Source organism: Mesorhizobium dulcispinae (assembly GCF_033977345.1).
Lineage (GTDB): Bacteria > Pseudomonadota > Alphaproteobacteria > Rhizobiales > Rhizobiaceae > Mesorhizobium > Mesorhizobium dulcispinae.
On record NZ_JAVIIY010000006.1, the window covers coordinates 227,927 to 246,252 of the forward strand.

An 18,326-nucleotide genomic window follows, 5' to 3' on the forward strand; every position below is an offset into this window, starting at 1 on the left:
CTTCGTCCGTCCAATCCCCGAGTCGGGTGCGATCGAATGTAGCGGCAGGCCGCCCGTGACTTCGGAGAGGGGCCATGCCACATTTTGTACCCAATTTGTCCACAAAAGCCCCTTCTCGACGACAGAAGGGACAGCTCATGAGGGAGCCGCTTGAAATGGCAACTATCGCGCTTGTCGATGACGACCGCAACATTCTGACTTCGGTCTCGATCGCGCTCGAATCCGAGGGCTACCGCGTCGAAACCTACACGGATGGTGCGTCGGCGCTGGAAGGCCTGGCGGCTCGCCCGCCGAACCTTGCCATACTCGACATCAAGATGCCGCGCATGGACGGCATGGAGCTGTTGCGCCGGATGCGCCAGAAATCTGACCTGCCAGTGATCTTCCTGACCTCGAAGGACGACGAGATCGACGAATTGTTCGGTCTCAAGATGGGCGCCGACGACTTCATCCGCAAACCGTTCTCGCAGCGCCTGCTGGTCGAGCGGGTGCGCGCGGTACTGCGTCGCACCAGCGCCCGCGAAGCGGCCGCCAAGGCACCCAGCCAGCAGGCGCGCTCGCTCGAGCGCGGCCAGCTGGTGATGGACCAGGAGCGGCACACCTGCACCTGGAAGGGCGAGCCGGTGACGCTGACGGTGACCGAGTTCCTGATCCTGCATTCGCTGGCGCAGCGCCCCGGTGTGGTAAAAAGCCGTGATGCGCTGATGGATTCGGCCTATGATGAGCAGGTCTATGTCGACGACCGCACCATCGACAGCCATATCAAGCGGCTGCGCAAGAAGTTCAAGGCTGTCGACGACGACTTCGAGATGATCGAAACCCTTTACGGAGTCGGGTACCGGTTCCGCGAAGCATGAATAGGCAGTAGGCAGTAGGGAATAGTCGGTAGTCAGTTTTGAATGGCGCTAGCGGCCACTCATGCTAGCCGCGGTCTCAGCCAATCATTTCTCTATTCCCTACTGCCTACTCACTACTCACTAATTTAACCAGGGACTGCTAGTTGATGGCAGTGGAAGTAGAGCGAGGCAGGCGGGCGGGCGCGGCAAAGCGCCCGTCGCGGATCGTGCCCGCGTTCCTGTCGAAGATCACCGTGCCGATGCGCCGGTTTCTCGGCCACCACATCTTCTCCAGCCTGACGCGGCGCATCCTGTTCCTCAACCTGGCCGGCCTTGCCGTGCTGGTCACCGGCATCCTCTATCTCAACACCTTCCGCGACGGGCTGATCGACGCCCGCGTCGAAAGCCTGATGACGCAAGGCGAGATCATTGCCGGCGCCATCGCGGCCTCGGCGACGGTCGAGACCGACTCGATCAGCATCGATCCGGAAAAGCTGCTCGAGCTGCAGGCCGGCGAAAGCCTGGGGCCGGGTTCCGACCAGCTCGACAACCTCGACTTCCCGATCAATCCCGAACGCGTGGCGCCGGTGTTGAGAAGGCTGATCTCGCCGACCCGCACGCGCGCCCGCATCTATGACCGCGACGCGAACCTGCTGCTTGATTCGCGACATCTCTATTCGCGCGGCCAGATCCTGCGCTACGACCTGCCGCCGGTCGACGACGAGCAGCCGGATCTTTTGGAGCGCGTCGAGAAATTCGTCTTCGACTTCTTCCGCAACAAGGACCTGCCCGTCTATCACGAGCAGCCCGGCGGCAACGGCGCGGCCTTCCCCGAAGTGGTCAAGGCGCTGACCGGCGGCCCCTCGACCATCGTGCGGGTGAGCGAGCAGGGCGAGCAGATCGTGTCGGTGGCGGTGCCGATCCAGCGCTTCCGCGCCGTGCTCGGCGTCTTGATGCTGTCCACCGAAGGCGGCGACATCGACAAGATCGTCGCGGCCGAGCGCAAGGCGATCCTGCGCGTGTTCGGCATCGCGGCGCTCGTCACCGCGATCCTGTCGCTGCTTTTGGCCTCCACCATCGCCAATCCGCTGCGGCGGCTGTCGGCCGCCGCCGTCAGGGTGCGGCGCGGCGTCAAGAACCGCGAGGAGATCCCGGACTTCTCCGACCGTCAGGACGAGATAGGCAATCTGTCGATCGCGGTGCGCGACATGACCAACGCGCTCTATGCGCGCATCGAAGCGATCGAAAGCTTTGCCGCCGATGTCTCGCACGAGCTCAAGAACCCGCTGACCTCGCTGCGCAGCGCGGTGGAAACGCTGCCGCTGGCCAAGAACGACACCTCGCGCGCCCGTCTGATGGAGATCATCCAGCATGACGTGAAGCGGCTCGACCGGCTGATCACCGACATTTCCGATGCGTCGCGTCTCGACGCCGAATTGGCGCGCGAGGACGCCTCGACGGTCGATCTGAAGAAGTTCATCACCGATCTCGTCGCAGTCTCGCGCGAGACGACGCGCAACAAGAAGACGGTCGAGATCGAGCTCAAGGTCGCCAAGCTCCCGCAAGGCGTCAAAGGCTATGTCGTCGTCGGCCATGACCTCAGGATCGGCCAGGTCATCACCAACCTGATCGAGAACGCGCGTTCCTTCGTTCCCGAGGAACACGGCCACATAGCGATATCACTGGCTCGCGCGGGCAAGTTCAACATCGTCACCGTCGACGACAATGGCCCGGGCATCAGGGCCGAGAAGATCGACCGCATCTTCGAGCGCTTCTATACCGACCGGCCCGCCGGCGAGGCCTTTGGCCAGAATTCCGGGCTGGGCCTGTCGATCAGCCGCCAGATCGTCGAAGCGCATGGCGGCACGCTGACGGCGGAAAACATCCCCGGCACCAAGCCTGGCGAGATCAAGGGCGCGCGTTTCGTGGTGACGCTGCCGGCCGAAGGCTGATCTGCGGTCCCAGACACGATACCAGGACACGATCAATGCCCGACCCTGCGGCGAAGCCTGAAAACATCCACGGAACGGCGATCCTCGTCGGCGACCGCGGCGTCCTCATCACCGGGCCGTCCGGCGCCGGCAAGACGACGCTGGCGCTGACGCTCATCGATCATTGCCGGATCCGCGGGCTGTTTTCGCGGCTGATCGGCGACGACAGGCTGCTTGCCGCCGCGCATGGCGGGCGGCTGGTCTGCCGCGCGCCGGCCGCCATCGCCGGTCTCGCCGAAGTGCCGGGCTTCATGCCGCGCCCGCTGCCGTTCGAACCGGGCGGCGTGATCGACCTCCTTGTCCGGCTGGTTCCGAAGCCGGAGATGGCCCGTTTTCAGGAAGAGATCAGCGAGCCGGTCGCGGGCTGCCCGGTGCCGCGCATCGATCTTGCCGAACGCAATGCCGCCACGGCCTTGCCGGCCGTGATGGCGCGGCTGTCGATACCGCCTTTTTCATGATCCGGTCCGCGTTTTTTGCTGCAATGCGTCAAAATGGCCCGGGCTGTCGCAATTTTGGGCTTGTCAACCGGCCGTGCGTCGACAAGATAGCGCTCCCGCCGCCTGCAATGGCCGGCGACCATAAGAAACGCCTGTGAAGCGGCGATGACGGGAGCCACCAACGAATGATCGGACTCGTGCTCGTGACGCACGGTCAACTCGCCACCGAGTTCCGGCATGCCGTAGAACATGTGGTGGGGCCACAGGACAATTTCGAAACGGTGGCGATCGGCGCCGACGACGACATGGAGAGGCGACGCGCCGACATCGTCGACGCGGTGGCGCGCGTCGACACCGGGGCCGGCGTCATCGTGCTCACCGACATGTTCGGCGGCACGCCTTCCAACCTTGCCATCTCGGTGATGGATTCGGGGCGCACCGAGGTCATCGCCGGCATGAACCTGCCGATGCTGATCAAGCTCTCCTCGGTCCGCAAGGGCGACAACATGGCCGCAGCGCTCGACGAGGCGCAGGCCGCGGGGCGCAAATACATCAACGTCGCCAGCCAGCTTCTGAGCAGCAAATGAACGCCCATGCGCCGGAAAAGGACGAGGTGGTGCGAGAGTTCCCGATCGTCAACCAGCGCGGCCTGCATGCCCGCGCCTCGGCCAAGTTCGTGCAGGTCGCCAGCGGCTTCGACGCCACCATCCATGTCGAGAAGGACGGCGTGAAGGTCGGCGGTACCTCGATCATGGGCCTGATGATGCTGGCGGCAAGCCCCGGCTATTCGATCCGAGTCACCGCCACGGGCCCGCAAGCCGGTCCGGCCATGGACGCGCTGGAGCAGCTGGTCGCCTCGCGCTTCGGCGAGGAAATCTGAAGGCCAGGTTTTTGGCTTTTATGCAGAGCGAGGCACCTATGGGCGGGCCGCGATCTCTACGATCCAGCATGGCAGCAAGGCCAGGCCTATGATGCCGGGAGGACGTGGGCGTCAAAAAAAGTGAAAGAGAAGCTCGGGACTAACCGGGCCAGAACACGCGTTGTCCTTAGAATAGGGTAGGAAACGCCCTCAAATAGAGCAAGCCTCGCCACAAAGGGCCGCTTGAAGGTAGCGGCAACGACAGGGCATGGCGCTCTCAAAATCGGAGGAATCCAATGGCACTCCTTGGAGGCGCCGCATTTGCGGCGGCGATGGCGCTTGGCTTGTGGTCGACCGCAGCGTCGGCGGCGACAGTGGTAGATGTCCAGCTTTGGGACCAAGGCGCGGGCATGGTGATGAAGACCGGCATGGCCTACCAAGCTCCCGGCCTCGATCTGTCAAAGGCGACGATGGGAGTGAAAGCGTCACGCTCCAGCGCGCCGGCGGGCGCCGTATCGTTCAAGGTCACCAACACCTCGAAGGGTACCGTCCATGAGATGATCGTCATGCATCTAAAGGACCCGACGCAACCGCTTCCCTATGTCGGGAGCGACGCAAAGGTGGACGAAAGCAAGGCTGAGGACAGGGGCGAGGTCCCCGACCTCGCCCCGGGTAAATCAGGCACACTGACCGTGACCCTGGAACCGGGAAAGTACCTGTTGATCTGCAATCAGCCGAAACACTTCGCCAGCGGCATGTGGGCCCTGTTTGAAGTCACCAAGTAGGCAGCACGGGTTGGCCTCTGCGCGCCGCGCCCTGGCTTGGCGAAACGCCGGCCCGCGTTCTTGCTGCGGCCTTCATGTCCACTGGGCTAAGATCGCGGGTCCGGTCGCGAGGCTGAATGGCATATGAAACGCGTCTCCGTTCATCGCGCACGAGCCGGCCCCTGTTCAAATGCCTGTCGTTATCCCAAAACCGCCGGCCTTTTCGGGCGACATGCATTGCTTCGAGGATATGCACGAATAAAGATTTCTTTATATCCCATTGTCGTTTGACGGCCGATCTGCTAGTCAGGCCGGCAATTCGCGCCCCTCCATGCGCCGTCCAGGCGCCGACGCGATTTTGAAGACAATCACACCGGAGCAGTGCCATGACGGGTAGCAAGGACTATGTGGTCGCCGATATCTCGCTTGCCGGCTGGGGCCGCAAGGAGATCGAGATCGCCGAAACCGAAATGCCGGGCCTGATGGCCTGCCGCGAGGAATTCGGCGACAAGAAACCGCTCAAGGGCGCGCGCATCACCGGCTCGCTGCATATGACGATCCAGACGGCGGTGCTGATCGAGACGCTGAAGGCGCTGGGCGCCGATATCCGCTGGGCCTCCTGCAATATCTTCTCGACGCAGGATCATGCCGCTGCGGCGATCGCCGAGGCCGGCATTCCGGTGTTCGCCATCAAGGGCGAGTCGCTGGAGGACTATTGGGACTACACCGACCGGATCTTCCAGTGGACCGATGGCGGCACCTCCAACATGATCCTCGACGACGGCGGCGACGCCACCATGTACATCCTGCTCGGCGCCCGGGCCGAGGCGGGCGAGGACGTGCTGTCCAACCCGGGCAGCGAAGAGGAAGAGATCCTGTTCGCCCAGATCAAGAAGCGCCTGAAGGCCTCGCCGGGCTTCTTCACCAAGCAGAAGGAAGCGATCCGCGGCGTGACCGAGGAGACGACCACCGGCGTCAACCGGCTCTATCAGCTGCAGAAGAAGGGCCTGCTGCCCTTCCCGGCGATCAACGTCAACGACTCCGTCACCAAGTCGAAATTCGACAACAAATACGGCTGCAAGGAATCGCTGGTCGACGGCATCCGCCGCGGCACCGACACAATGATGGCCGGCAAGGTCGCGGTGGTCTGCGGCTACGGCGACGTCGGCAAGGGCTCTTCGGCATCGCTGCGCGGCGCCGGCGCCCGCGTCAAGGTGACCGAGGTCGACCCGATCTGCGCGCTGCAGGCGGCGATGGACGGCTTCGAGGTGGTCACGCTGGAAGACGCAGCCCCCACCGCCGACATCGTCATCACCACCACCGGCAACAAGGACGTCGTCACGCTCGACCATATGCGGGCGATGAAGGACATGGTGATCGTCGGCAATATCGGCCACTTCGACAACGAGATCCAGGTGGCGTCGCTGCGCAACCTGAAATGGACCAACGTCAAGCCGCAGGTGGACTTGATCACCTTTCCGGACGGCAAGCGCATGATCCTTCTGTCCGAAGGCCGCCTGCTGAACCTCGGCAACGCCACCGGACATCCGAGCTTCGTCATGTCGGCCTCGTTCACCAACCAGGTGCTGGCGCAGATCGAGCTTTTCACCAAGCACGGCCAGTACCAGAACCAGGTCTATGTGCTGCCCAAGCACCTCGACGAGAAGGTGGCGCGGCTGCATCTCGACAAGCTTGGCGCCAAGCTCACCGAGCTGTCGGGCGAGCAAGCCGCTTATATCGGCGTGACGCCGCAGGGCCCCTACAAGCCGGAACACTACCGCTATTAACCAAAGCGAAATAATCTACAATATATTGAAGCCGGGCATTGACTTTCCGCCCGGCTTTATTTTTTGCGCCCGTGATTCTTCACGCCGATTCCGGCAGGCGTTATTGTTGTGATTCGCGGTCCGGGGACAGATGGGCCGGAGACGCATTCAGGGCGGTCTTGCATTCAAGCGGCGAAGAGGACCAAGACATGCCGGGGGAATACCCGCCACGCGCGGGAAAGGCCGTTTCCGGCGGCCACGAGGATTCGATCATGACCGGCTCCGCCGCGACGGGCGGCAGTCTGCGATGGCGCGCCGGCGCCCGCCTCGTCACGCTTCTTGCCGCTTCCACGCTTGCAGGCCCATTGCTTGGCCTTGCGGCGCGCGCCGATACCGGCATCGCGCAGAAGGCGGCCCCGGCGGTCGGCACGGTCGAGGTGATGCAGCTTGCCATGTTCGCCGGCGTCATGGGGGCGGCGCTCGTCTCGGCGATATTCCTGATCCGCGAGCGGGCACGAACGGCGTCGCAAAATGTCCAGCTCAGAGCGCGCATCGCCGATGTGAACGCGGCCCTGCAGCGCTCGGAGGCACTGCTCAATCTGCGCGACCAGCGCGTTGTCGTGTGGAGTTCCGAGAACAAGAAGCCGGAGCTGATCGGTAGCCTGCCGCTCGAAAGCGGCGCGCCGGACGAGCGGTCCGCCTTCCTCGCCTTCGGCCGCTGGCTGATGCCGCGCTCCGCCGCGGCACTCGAGAACGCCATAGCAGCGCTCCGCGACCAGGCGAAGGCTTTCGACCTGGTCATCGAAACGCAGGCGGGCATGCCGCTCGAAGTGCACGGCCGCAAGAGCGCCATGCATGTGCTGGTCCGCTTCATCTCGCTGTCGGAAACGCTCCGCAGCCAGGCCCGGCTGAAGATCGAGAACCAGCGGCTCAGCGCCGACTACGATACCATGCTCGGCCTGCTCGACGCGCTGAAGATGCCGACATGGCTGCGCGCCGCCGACGGGCGGCTGAAATGGGTCAACCGGGCCTATGCCGAGGCGGTGGAAGCGGAAAGCGCGGGGGCCGCCGTGCGCGAGGCCAAGGAGTTCCTCGGCGGACAGGCGCGCGAGCAGATCGCCGAGCAGCACAAGTCGCGCCCTGTCTTCGAGCAGACTTTGTCGACGGTGATCGAGGGCGATCGCCACATGTTTTCGGTCACCGACTTCGCCAGCGGCGATGGCTCAGCGGGGCTCGCCTGCGACATCAGCGCCATCGAGACGATCCGCGCCGAATATGAGCGCACCGTGCGCAGCCATGCCGACACGCTGGACCAGCTCAACACGGCCGTGGCGATCTTCGATACGGACGAAAACCTGCGCTTCTTCAACCAGGCATTCCAGAAACTGTGGGGCCTGGACGGCGGCTTCCTGCACAGCGCCCCCTCCAACGCGCTGCTGCTCGACCGGCTGCGCAGCGAAGGCAAGATCGCCGAGCAGCCGGAATGGCGGCGCTGGAAGGAAAACCTGCTCGGCGCCTATCGCGCCGTCGAATCGCAGGAGCATTGGTGGCACTTGCCGGACGGCAAGACGATCCGCGTGGTGGCCAACCCGCAGCCCAAGGGCGGCGTCACCTGGGTGTTCGAGAACCTGACCGAGAAGATGGACCTCGAAAGCCGCTACCAGACCGCGGTGCGCGTGCAGGGCGAGACCCTGGACAATCTCGCGGAGGGCGTGGCGGTGTTCGGCCCGGACGGTCGGCTGCGCCTGTCCAACCCCGCCTTCATCGCGCTGTGGGGGCTGATGCCGGACGCGATCAAGCCGAACGTGCATGTCTCGGCGATCCGCGATCTTTGCGACCGGCGTGCGGCTGACAGCCCGTGGGGCGGCTTCGTCGCCGCCATTACCGGCTTCGACGACGAGCGCCGCGACCGCCACGGCCAGACGGAACTCGTCAACGGCACGGTGCTGAGCTATGCCGTGATCCACCTGCCCAACGGGCAAGTGATGATGACCTTTGTCGACGTCACCGACACCGTCAATGTCGAGCGGGCGCTGAAGGACAGGAACGAGGCGCTGGAGAAGTCCGACCAGTTGAAGAACGAGTTCGTGCAGCACGTCTCATACGAACTGCGCTCGCCGCTGACCAACATCATCGGCTTCACCGAGCTGTTGTCGCTGCCCACCACCGGACCGCTGACGCCGAAGCAGCGCGAATATGTCGAGCATGTCGGCTCGTCGTCCTCGGTGCTGCTCACCATCGTCAACGACATACTGGATCTGGCGACGGTCGATGCCGGCATCATGCAGCTCGACATTTCCGAGATGAGCATCGACAGGACGATCGCGGCCGCCGCCGAGCTGGTTGCCGACCGGCTGGAGGAGCACCAGATCAAGCTCCAGGTCGACGCAGCGTCGGCGCCAAAGAGCTTCCATGGCGACGAGATCCGTGTCCGCCAGATCCTCTACAATCTCCTGAGCAATGCTGCGAACTACGCGCCAGAGGCGAGCACGATCACGCTCACCTGCCGTCAGCTCGCCGAAGGGGTCGAATTCTCCGTCCATGACGACGGGCCCGGCATGCCGCCGGACGTGCTGGAATCGGTCTTCCGCCGCTTCGAACCGCGCGCCAACGGCGGCCGCCGGCGCGGCGCCGGATTGGGGCTGTCGATCGTCAAGAGCTTCGTCGAATTGCATGGCGGAACGGTGCGCATCGAGACCGGCATTGACAAGGGCACGACGGTGATCTGCACCTTCCCGGACACGCCCTCCGGCGGCATCCGCGAAGCGGCCGAGTAACGCGCTTTGGCAGAGACGGTATTGGAACGTTTTCTCGCCGACGAGGCGGCGACGGCAAGGCTTGGCGAAGACCTCGCCATGGCGCTGCGTGCGGGCGACGCTATCGCGCTCAAAGGCGATCTTGGCGCCGGCAAGTCGACGCTGGCCCGCGCGCTCATCCGGGCGCTTGCCGACGATGCCGGCCTCGAAGTGCCTAGCCCGACCTTCACGCTGGTGCAGAGCTACGAGACGCGGATACCGGTCCATCATTTCGACCTCTACCGCCTCGCCTCGCCGGACGAGCTTGACGAGCTCGGCCTCGACGACGCGCTGGCGCAGGGCGCGGTGCTGATCGAATGGCCGGAACGGGCCGGGGACCAGCTGCCGGCCAATGCGCTCGAGGTCGAGCTTGCCGAGCAGGACGCTGGCCGGTCGGCAAGGATCTCCGGGAAGGGAGCCGCCTTCGAGCGCGCGGCGCGCTCGCTGGCGATGCGCGATTTCCTGGCCTCCGCCGGCTGGGGCGAGGCGAGCCGCCGTCATTTCGTCGGCGATGCTTCCGCCCGCTCCTACGAAATCGTCTCGCTACCCGGCCAGGCCCCGAGGGTGCTGATGAACTCGCCGCGCCTCGTGCTCGGGCCGCCGGTGCGCGACGGCAAGTCCTACGCGGTGATCGCCCACACGGCGCAATCCGTCACCGCCTTCGTCGCCATCGACCGCGCGCTGCTTGCCGCCGGTGTCAGCGTGCCGGTGATCCACGCCCAGGATCTCGACCAGGGTTTCCTGCTGCTCGAACATCTCGGCTCGGAAGGTTTTCTCGGCAGCGACGGTGAGCCCATCGCCGAACGCTATGAAGCGGCGGCGGAACTGCTTGCCATGATGCACGGAAAGACCTGGCCAGACAGAATGGAGGCAGCACCAGGCGTGTTCCACGACGTGCCGCCCTTCGACCGCGACGCCATGCTGATCGAGGCAGACCTTCTGGTCGACTGGTATGTGCCGTGGATTTCAGGCAAGCCGGCAAGCGATGCATTGCGAGCCGGCTACCACAAGGAATGGGATGCCTTACTCGACCGGCTCGCAGCCCGCGAATACACGCTGATGCTGCGCGACTTCCATTCACCCAACATCATCTGGCGCGCGGAACGCTCCGGCCTCGACCGGCTCGGCATCGTCGACGTCCAGGACGCGCTGATCGGCCCGGCCGCCTATGACGTCGCCTCGCTTGCAATGGACGCTCGCGTCACCGTTTCGCCCGAGATCGAGCGGCGGACGGTCGCGGCCTATGTCGCGGCCCGGCGCTCGGCCGGCGCCTTCGACGAGGCCGGTTTCTCCGAGGCCTATGCGATCATGGCGGCGCAGCGCAATTCGAAGATCCTCGGCATCTTCGTGCGGCTCGAAAAGCGCGACGGCAAGCCTTACTATCTAAAACACCTGCCGCGCATCCGCGACTATCTGAGGCGGGCGCTGGCGCATCCGGCGCTTGGCCATTTGAAGGAATTTTACATGGCCCACGGCCTGCTCGAGGAACGTTCGCCATGAAGCCGACGACCGCGATGGTGCTTGCGGCCGGCCTCGGCAAGCGCATGCGGCCGATAACCGACACGATACCGAAGCCGCTGGTGAAGATCGCCGGCAAGACCTTGCTCGACTGGGGACTGGACGGCCTGGAAGCTGCCGGCGTCAGCAAGGCGGTTGTCAATGTCCACTACCTGCCTGAGCAGATCATCGCCCATGTCGCTGCCCGCAAAGCGCCGAAGATCGTCATTTCCGACGAGAGCGAGGCCTTGCTGGACTCGGCGGGCGGCATCGTCAAGGCGCTGCCGCTCCTGGGCAGCGAGCCCTTCTACATCATCAATGCCGACACCTTCTGGATCGACAGCGGCAAACCCAGCCTCGAGCGCCTTGCCCTTGCATGGGACGCCGCCAGAATGGATATTCTGCTGATGCTCACCGATCTCGAGTCAGCGACCGGACACTGCGTCGGCACCGATTTCTTCGTGGCGCCGGACGGCGCCTTGCGACGTTCCAAAGGCGATCCGGCCGGTCTCATCTATGCCGGTGCCGCCATCGTCCATCCGCGCATTTTCAAGGACGCTCCGACGGGTTCGCATTCGCTCAATATCTATTTCGACAAGGCGATCGCCGCGGGCCGCCTGTTCGGCATGAAGATGCAAGGCCACTGGATCACCGTCGGCACGCCCGATGCCATTCCGGCCGCCGAGGCGGCGGTCGCCGGCGCCCTAGCGAAAGCGGTATGAGCGGCTCGCGCCGCGTCTTTTCCATCCCACCCGGAGCGCCGTTCCTGCCGACGCTGGCGGAGGCGTTGCTCGACGGCCGCCTGATCCCGAGCTTCCGCTTCGACGGCGACCCGCTGGCGCTGGCGGACGCCGCGATCTACGTGCCGACGCGGCGCGCGGCGCGTGCTCTGCGCGGCGCTTTCGTCGACATCCTCGGCAAGCGCTCTGCCATCCTGCCGACGGTGCGGCCGCTCGGCGAATTCGACGAGGACGAGGCCGCCTTCGACGCCCAGGCGGCACCGGCAATCGACCTCGCGCCGCCGATCGCCGCGCAGGAGCGGCTGCTGCTGCTCGCGCCTTTGGTGCGCGCCTGGAAGGAGAGCCTGCCGGCGCATGTCAGGGCTCGATTCAACGAGGAATTCGTGGTGCCGACCTCGGCCGCCGATGCCATCTGGCTGGCGCGCGACCTAGCCCGGCTCATGGACGAGATCGAGACCGAAGGCACGGACTGGGCCAAGCTCGCCACGCTGGTCACCGGCAACCTCGCCGGCTGGTGGCAAGTGACCCTCGATTTCCTCGGCATCGTCACCGACAACTGGCCGCAACTGCTTGAGGAACGCAATCGCTCCAATCCTTCCGCGCACCGCAGCGCGCTGATCCGGCTGGAGGCGGCGCGGCTGAAGCGCAATCCGCCGACCGGACCGGTGATCGCCGCTGGTTCGACCGGCTCCATTCCCGCGACCGCCGAATTGCTCGCCGTGATCGCCGGCCTGCCCGACGGCGCCGTTGTGCTGCCCGGGCTCGATCGAGAGCTGGATGACACGTCCTTTGCGGCAATAACGGCGCCCGGTGCGCGGCCAGCCACGCTCGGCCACCCGCAATACGGCCTAGCGAAGCTGATCGGCGGCATCGGCATCGAGCGCCGCGACGTCGAGGAGGTCGGCGCGGCGTCGAGGCCGCTCGCGCTGCGCGCCGCGCTTGTCGGCGAGGCATTGCGGCCGGCCGAAACCACCGAGCGCTGGACGGAGACGCGGCCACATTTCTCGATCAACGATCTCGAGCAGGCGCTGGCCGGCGTGACGCTGGTGGAAGCGGCCAATGAGCGCGACGAGGCGGCGGCGATCGCGATTGCGCTGAAGCGCGCGGTGGAAACGCCGGGCAAGCGCGCGGCGCTCGTCACCGGCGACCGCGCCCTGGCACGGCGGGTTTCGGCCGAGCTGTTGCGCTTCGGGGTCGTCGCCGACGATTCAGGCGGCGCACCGCTAAGGAACACACCGGCAGCAAGCCTGCTCAGGCTGGCGCTGAGCGCCGCGTTCCGGCCGGGCGATCCGGTGGGCTTGGTGTCGCTGCTCAAGCATCCGCTGCTTGGTCTCGGCCTTGAACGCCAGGTCGTTCGCAAGGCGGCCGAATTGATCGAGCTGGTTGCCTTGCGCGGTGGCACCGGCCGACCGGATATCGCCTCGCTGGGTGAGCTGTTCGAGGTGCGGCTCGCGGGCCTTAGTGGCGACAGCCGTCAACCCTTCTGGTTCCCGCGCCTTACCGTGCGTGGCATCGAGCAGGCGCGGGACGTGCTTAGCCGTCTCACCGACGCGCTCTCGCCGCTCACGGCTATGCGCGGCGAGCAGCGTGCCGACATCGCGACGCTGACGCGGGCGAGCGTCGTGGCGCTGGAAGGCCTTGGCCGCGCGGCCGACGGCAGTGTGACCGAATTCTATGCCGGCGATGCCGGTGAAAAGCTTGCCGAGCTGCTGCGCGGACTGGTCGCCGCGTCCTCGCCCTTCGCCTTCGCCGCCAGCGAATGGCCCGACGTGGTGGAGGCGCTGATCGCGCCGGAAACGGTCAAGCCGGCGCAAGGCACCGACCGCAACATTGCCATCTGGGGCGCGCTGGAAGCGCGGCTGCAGAGCGTCGACACGCTCGTCATCGGCGGGCTCAATGAAGGCGTGTGGCCGCGCAAGCCCGAGAGCGACCGCTTCATGTCGCGGCTGATGAAGACCGGCATCGACCTCGAACCGCCCGAGCGGCGCATCGGCCTTGCCGCCCATGATTTCCAGATGGCGATGGGCACTGAAACGGTGGTGCTGACGCGTTCGGCGCGATCGGGCGACGCGCCCGCAGTGCCTTCGCGCTGGCTGCAGCGCATCCTCACCTTCATCGGCAAGGACCAGGCGACAATACTTAGCCGGCGCGGTGACGCGCTGCTTGCCTGGGCGCGGGCGCTCGACGCCGGCGAAAGGAAGGATTTCGCGGCCCGCCCGCAGCCGAAGCCGCCGCTGCGCCTGCGGCCACAGCATTTCTCGGTCACCGAGATCGAGACGCTGCGCCGCGACCCCTATGCGATCTATGCCCGGCGCATCCTCGGCCTGATGCCGCTCGACCCGGTGATCCGCGATCCCGGTGCCGCCGAGCGCGGCACGCTGTTCCACGAAATCCTACATTTGTTCTCGCGGCGGGTGGAGGATCCCAGGGCGCCTGGCGCACTCGCGAGCCTCATCGAAGCCGGCCGCATCGCATTTGCCGGTGCAGCGCTTCCGCCCGATATCGAAGCGGTGTGGTGGCCGCGCTTCGAGAAACTCGCCGCCAATATCATCGAATGGGAGCATACCCGCGCCGAGGCGGTCGCCAGGCGCCATGCCGAGGAGCGCGCCGAGAAGACCGTCGTCGGCCGCACCGGCGTCACGCTCTCCGGCTATGCCGACCGTGTCGACCTGCTCGCCGGCGGCATGGCCGACATCCTCGACTACAAGACCGGTTCCTCGCCCTCGAAGGCGCAAGCGCACACGCTGTTGTCGCCGCAGCTGGCGCTCGAAGGCGCGCTGCTCAGGCGCGGCGCCTTCAAGGATCTCGGCATTTGTGAACCGTCGCAGCTTGCCTTCGTGCGGCTGAAGCCGAATGGCGAGGTGTTCGAGGAATCGATCCTCGAATACAACCGCAAGCCGAAGACCGCCAACGAGCTTGCCGAGGAGGCCTGGGCGCGGCTGGAAAGGCTGCTCTTCCACTATGCCGACCCTACGACCGGCTATCTGTCGCGCGCGCTGCCGTTCCGCGAGGGCGAGGCCGATGGCGACTACGACCATCTCGCCCGCGTGCTCGAATGGTCGGCGGGCGGCGCAAGCGAGGACGAGGCGGAAGGATGAAATATCCGATCCCCTCCGATACCGCCGCCAGCCAGGCGCGCGCCTCCGACCCGCAAAATTCCGCCTGGGTGTCGGCCAATGCCGGCTCGGGCAAGACGCATGTGCTGGCGCAGCGCGTGATCCGGCTTCTGCTCAACGGCACCGATCCATCGAAGATCCTGTGTCTGACTTATACGCGCGCCGCCGCCGCCAACATGTCGAACCGCGTGTTCTCGACGCTGTCGGAATGGACCGCGCTTCCCGATGCCGAACTGGCGTCGCGGATTGCGGCGCTCGACGGGCGCGGTGCCGACCGCGACACGATGCGGCGTGCGCGCCGGCTGTTCGCCGAGGCGCTGGAGACGCCGGGCGGCCTGAAGATCCAGACCATCCACGCCTTTTGCGAATCGGTGCTGCACCAGTTCCCGCTGGAGGCCAACATCCCCGCGCATTTCGAGATGCTCGATCCGCAAATGGAGGCCTCGCTGTTTGCAGACGCCCGCCGCGACATGATCTCGGGCGCAGGCGCCGGCGTCGAAGGCCTGGCGGAGGCGTTCGCCACGGTGCTGGAGCGTGGCGGCGAGTTCGGGCTCGACACATTGCTGTCGGAGATTGTGAGCAAGCGCGACGAGTTGCACGGCTTCATCGCCAAGATCGGCAAGGGCCGGGATTTCCGGGCGCTCTTTGCCGAGTTCGGCTTCGGGCTGGGACAGACGGGCGAGAATATCGCCGCCTCCGTCTGGCCGCTGCCGGGCTTCGCGCCCGGCCAGTTCGCCGAGTTCGCGCGCGCGGCGGAAGCGGCCGACGCCCGGCAGGTGCTGAACAATGTACTGCCTTACGCGCAGATCGCCTTTGCCGAGGCCGATCCGATCCGGCGGCTGCGACTGCTTGCCAAGGCGTTCCTGCGCTCCGACGGCGACCCCTACGACCCGCCCAAAGTCTTTAAGAAGGCCCTGGTCGATCGGCTGCCCGACCTTCCCGAGCGTTATCTCGCGGCGGCCAAGGCGATCCTCGACGTGTCGGACCGGCTGGCGCTGTTCCGCATGCTGGAGGGGACAGCGGCAGCGCTCACCGTCGCCGGCTGGCTGATCGCCCGCTACGAGCAGCTGAAGCGAAGCCGCGGCTTCCTCGACTTCAACGACCTGATCACCCGCACGGTCAGCCTGCTGTCGCGACCCGATGCCGGCCCCTGGGTGCAGTTCAAGCTCGATCAGGGCATCGACCATATCCTGCTCGACGAGGCGCAGGACACCAGTCCCGACCAATGGGAGGTGGTGAAGAAGCTGACGGAAGAGTTCTTTGCCGGCCTCGGCCAGCGCGAGGCGGTGCGGCGCACGGTGTTCGCCGTCGGCGACGAGAAACAATCGATCTATTCCTTCCAGGGCGCGGCGCCGGATTCCTTTGCCGAAAGCCGGCTTTTGTTTGCCGGGCGCGTCCGCAACGCTGAAGCCTCCTTCGCCGACCTGAAACTCACCTGGTCGTTCCGCTCGAGCGACGACGTGCTGGCCGCCGTCGACCGCGTCTTCGCCGAGCCAGGCGTGCGGCGCGGCATCAGCCACGATCCCGATCCGCTGAGCCACAAGGCGATTCGCACCGATGCGCCCGGCTATGTCGAAGTGTGGCCCTCGATCGGCGCCGAGATGGTCGAGGAGCCGGACGACTGGACCTTGCCGGTCAACCATGCCAGCGCGCCGGCTGTGCGCGTGGCCGAGCATGTGGCGACAACCATCCAGAACTGGCTAAGGAATGGCGAGGTTATCGAAGGCAAGGGCCGGAAGCTGACCGCCGGCGACATTCTTGTCCTGGTGCGCAAGCGCGACCGTTTTGTCCATGCGCTGTCGCGCAGCCTCAAGAACCGGCAGATCCCGGTTGCCGGCGCCGACAGGCTCAGCCTGCCAGGCCATATCGCCGTGCAGGACCTGATCGCGCTCGGCCATTTTCTGATCCAGCCGGAGGACGACCTGTCTCTGGCCGCCGTGCTGCGCAGCCCGATTTTCGAGGTCTCCGAGGAGACGCTGCTGACGCTCGCCGGCGAGCGGCCGAAAGGCCAGTCGCTGATCGCCTCGCTGAGGCAGCATGCGGCCGGCGATGTGGCCCTCGCCGCGGTCGTTAGCCGGCTCGACGCCTGGGCGAGCGAGGTCGCCTTCAAGCCGGTGTTCGAGTTCTATGCCGCCGCGCTGGCGCGCGATGGCCTGCGGCGCAAGATGACGGCCCGGCTCGGGCCGGAAGCCGGCGACATCCTCGACGAATTCCTGAGCTTCTGCCTGGCCGAGGAACGCACCGGCCTGCCGGGGATGGAATCCTTTCTCTCTACGCTCGAAAACAGCGGCCCCGAGATCAAGCGCGAGATGGACCAGACCCGCGACGAAGTGCGCGTCATGACCGTGCATGCCGCCAAGGGCCTCGAAGCGCCGGTCGTTTTCCTCGTCGACGGCGGCTCGGCGCCGTTCAGCGACCAGCATCTGCCGCGGCTGATGGCGTTCGAAGGTTCGGGCGCTGAGTGGAAGGGCAAGGGCTACCTCTGGCGCTCGGCCAGCGACGTTGCCAATGGCGTTTCGCGGGCGGCTTCGGCGCGAGCGCGCGAGTTGGCCGACGACGAATACCGGCGGCTGCTCTATGTCGGCATGACGCGGGCCGAGGACCGGCTGATCGTCTGCGGCTATCATGGCAAGCGGGCGCCCAGCACCGGCACCTGGCACTCAATCGTCAGCCGGGCGCTGCTCGGCGCGCCCGAAAGCGCGGAGCGCCGGCACCCGGCAACGGCCGAGGTGGCGGTGCATCGCTTCCACATGACCAAGCTGCCGCCGGTGGCTCTGGCGCGAGCCGACGAGACAATGCCATTCGACCACGCGGCGCCGCTGCCGGACGGCCTGTTCCAGCCGCTGCCGCCCTATGAGGAGCTGCCGCGACCGCTGTCGCCCTCCGGCGCCTCGGCGCTGATCGACGAAGCGACGGAAAGCTTGCCCGACACACGCTCGCCGGTGCTCGACGCCGCGGCCGAGCCGGGCTTTGCCGTGATGCGCGGACTGGCCCTGCACAAATTGCTGCAGATGCTGCCCGGCATCGCCGAGGATGAAAGGCGGAGCGCAGCGGAACGCTATCTGGCGCGCGCCGGCGCCGATTGGCCGGCGGGCGAGCGCGACAAGGCGCTGGAAGCGGTGCTTTCGATCCTGTCCGACAGCCGCTTCGGGGCGCTGTTCTCGCCGTCCTCGCGGGCGGAAGTCGCAGTCATGGGCAGCCTGGAGGTGAAGGGCAAGCTGCGCTCCATCTCCGGCAAGATCGACCGACTGGCCGTCACGCCGGATAAAGTATCGATCGTCGACTACAAGACCAACCGGCCGGCGCCGGCGAGCCTGGCCGAAGTGCCGCCGGCCTATGTCCTGCAGCTTGCGCTCTACCGCGCCCTGCTCGAACCGCTCTATCCGGGCCGCGGGGTAACGGCCGCGCTGCTCTTCACCGAGGCGCCGCTTCTGATCGAGCTCCCGGCAAAGGCCATGGACGATGCCCTTGCCCGACTCACGGTTGCGTGACACAAGAACTGCTTGAACATCGCCGCCACAACCA

General features: G+C 66.0%; 12 protein-coding genes. All 12 read left to right on the forward strand.

All coding sequences use genetic code 11. The annotated features are described in order from the left end of the window. The first annotated feature begins 155 nt into the window (after positions 1-155). Positions 156-857, forward strand: a complete 702-nt coding sequence (locus RFN30_RS15845; protein WP_006201274.1) for a response regulator transcription factor — start codon at positions 156-158, stop codon at positions 855-857. Between the two features lie 146 nt (positions 858-1,003). After that, positions 1,004-2,788 (forward strand): sensor histidine kinase, encoded by a 1,785-nt coding sequence (locus RFN30_RS15850; RefSeq protein ID WP_320263024.1) that lies wholly within the window; start codon positions 1,004-1,006, stop codon positions 2,786-2,788. 35 nt (positions 2,789-2,823) lie between these two features. After that, on the forward strand, positions 2,824-3,285 hold the full coding sequence (locus tag RFN30_RS15855) for an HPr kinase/phosphorylase (protein WP_320263025.1): 462 nt from the start codon (positions 2,824-2,826) through the stop codon (positions 3,283-3,285). A gap of 164 nt (positions 3,286-3,449) precedes the next feature. After that, positions 3,450-3,851: a PTS sugar transporter subunit IIA gene (locus tag RFN30_RS15860; RefSeq protein ID WP_320263026.1), complete on the forward strand. Its 402-nt coding sequence runs from the start codon at positions 3,450-3,452 to the stop codon at positions 3,849-3,851. Beyond that, positions 3,848-4,144: an HPr family phosphocarrier protein gene (locus RFN30_RS15865; RefSeq protein WP_067323867.1), complete on the forward strand. Its 297-nt coding sequence runs from the start codon at positions 3,848-3,850 to the stop codon at positions 4,142-4,144. The genes RFN30_RS15860 and RFN30_RS15865 overlap by 4 nt, the downstream gene beginning before the upstream one ends. 275 nt (positions 4,145-4,419) lie before the next feature. Further along, positions 4,420-4,908, forward strand: coding sequence for a hypothetical protein (locus tag RFN30_RS15870; RefSeq protein ID WP_320263027.1), 489 nt, complete (start codon positions 4,420-4,422; stop codon positions 4,906-4,908). Positions 4,909-5,273: 365 nt separating this feature from the next. Next, positions 5,274-6,674 carry an adenosylhomocysteinase gene (gene ahcY / locus RFN30_RS15875; protein ID WP_320263028.1) on the forward strand — a complete coding sequence of 467 codons (1,401 nt, stop codon included), beginning with the start codon at positions 5,274-5,276 and terminating at the stop codon, positions 6,672-6,674. A gap of 188 nt (positions 6,675-6,862) precedes the next feature. After that, a complete protein-coding gene (locus RFN30_RS15880) occupies positions 6,863-9,430 on the forward strand; it encodes a sensor histidine kinase (protein WP_320263029.1) in 2,568 nt (855 codons plus the stop codon). A 6-nt stretch (positions 9,431-9,436) separates the two neighbouring features. Beyond that, the gene (gene tsaE, locus RFN30_RS15885; protein ID WP_320263030.1) at positions 9,437-10,948 is read left to right on the forward strand and encodes a tRNA (adenosine(37)-N6)-threonylcarbamoyltransferase complex ATPase subunit type 1 TsaE; all 1,512 of its coding nucleotides are present in this window, start codon (positions 9,437-9,439) and stop codon (positions 10,946-10,948) included. After that, entirely contained in the window at positions 10,945-11,667 is a 723-nt protein-coding gene (locus RFN30_RS15890) for a nucleotidyltransferase family protein (protein WP_320263031.1), read from the forward strand. The genes tsaE and RFN30_RS15890 overlap by 4 nt, the downstream gene beginning before the upstream one ends. Continuing rightward, a complete protein-coding gene (gene addB, locus RFN30_RS15895) occupies positions 11,664-14,783 on the forward strand; it encodes a double-strand break repair protein AddB (RefSeq protein WP_320263032.1) in 3,120 nt (1,039 codons plus the stop codon). The genes RFN30_RS15890 and addB overlap by 4 nt, the downstream gene beginning before the upstream one ends. Continuing rightward, on the forward strand, positions 14,780-18,292 hold the full coding sequence (gene addA, locus RFN30_RS15900) for a double-strand break repair helicase AddA (protein ID WP_320263033.1): 3,513 nt from the start codon (positions 14,780-14,782) through the stop codon (positions 18,290-18,292). The genes addB and addA overlap by 4 nt, the downstream gene beginning before the upstream one ends. Positions 18,293-18,326: the final 34 nt, after the last annotated feature.

Excerpts from the sequence above, each read along its gene's own strand:
- RFN30_RS15845 (WP_006201274.1), top strand. The coding sequence starts at position 156 with ATGGCAACTATCGCGCTTGTCGATGACGACCGCAACATTCTGACTTCG.
- RFN30_RS15850 (WP_320263024.1), top strand. The coding sequence starts at position 1,004 with ATGGCAGTGGAAGTAGAGCGAGGCAGGCGGGCGGGCGCGGCAAAGCGC.
- RFN30_RS15855 (WP_320263025.1), top strand. The coding sequence starts at position 2,824 with ATGCCCGACCCTGCGGCGAAGCCTGAAAACATCCACGGAACGGCGATC.
- RFN30_RS15860 (WP_320263026.1), top strand. The coding sequence starts at position 3,450 with ATGATCGGACTCGTGCTCGTGACGCACGGTCAACTCGCCACCGAGTTC.
- RFN30_RS15865 (WP_067323867.1), top strand. The coding sequence starts at position 3,848 with ATGAACGCCCATGCGCCGGAAAAGGACGAGGTGGTGCGAGAGTTCCCG.
- RFN30_RS15870 (WP_320263027.1), top strand. The coding sequence starts at position 4,420 with ATGGCACTCCTTGGAGGCGCCGCATTTGCGGCGGCGATGGCGCTTGGC.
- ahcY (WP_320263028.1), top strand. The coding sequence starts at position 5,274 with ATGACGGGTAGCAAGGACTATGTGGTCGCCGATATCTCGCTTGCCGGC.
- RFN30_RS15880 (WP_320263029.1), top strand. The coding sequence starts at position 6,863 with ATGCCGGGGGAATACCCGCCACGCGCGGGAAAGGCCGTTTCCGGCGGC.
- RFN30_RS15890 (WP_320263031.1), top strand. The coding sequence starts at position 10,945 with ATGAAGCCGACGACCGCGATGGTGCTTGCGGCCGGCCTCGGCAAGCGC.
- addB (WP_320263032.1), top strand. The coding sequence starts at position 11,664 with ATGAGCGGCTCGCGCCGCGTCTTTTCCATCCCACCCGGAGCGCCGTTC.
- addA (WP_320263033.1), top strand. The coding sequence starts at position 14,780 with ATGAAATATCCGATCCCCTCCGATACCGCCGCCAGCCAGGCGCGCGCC.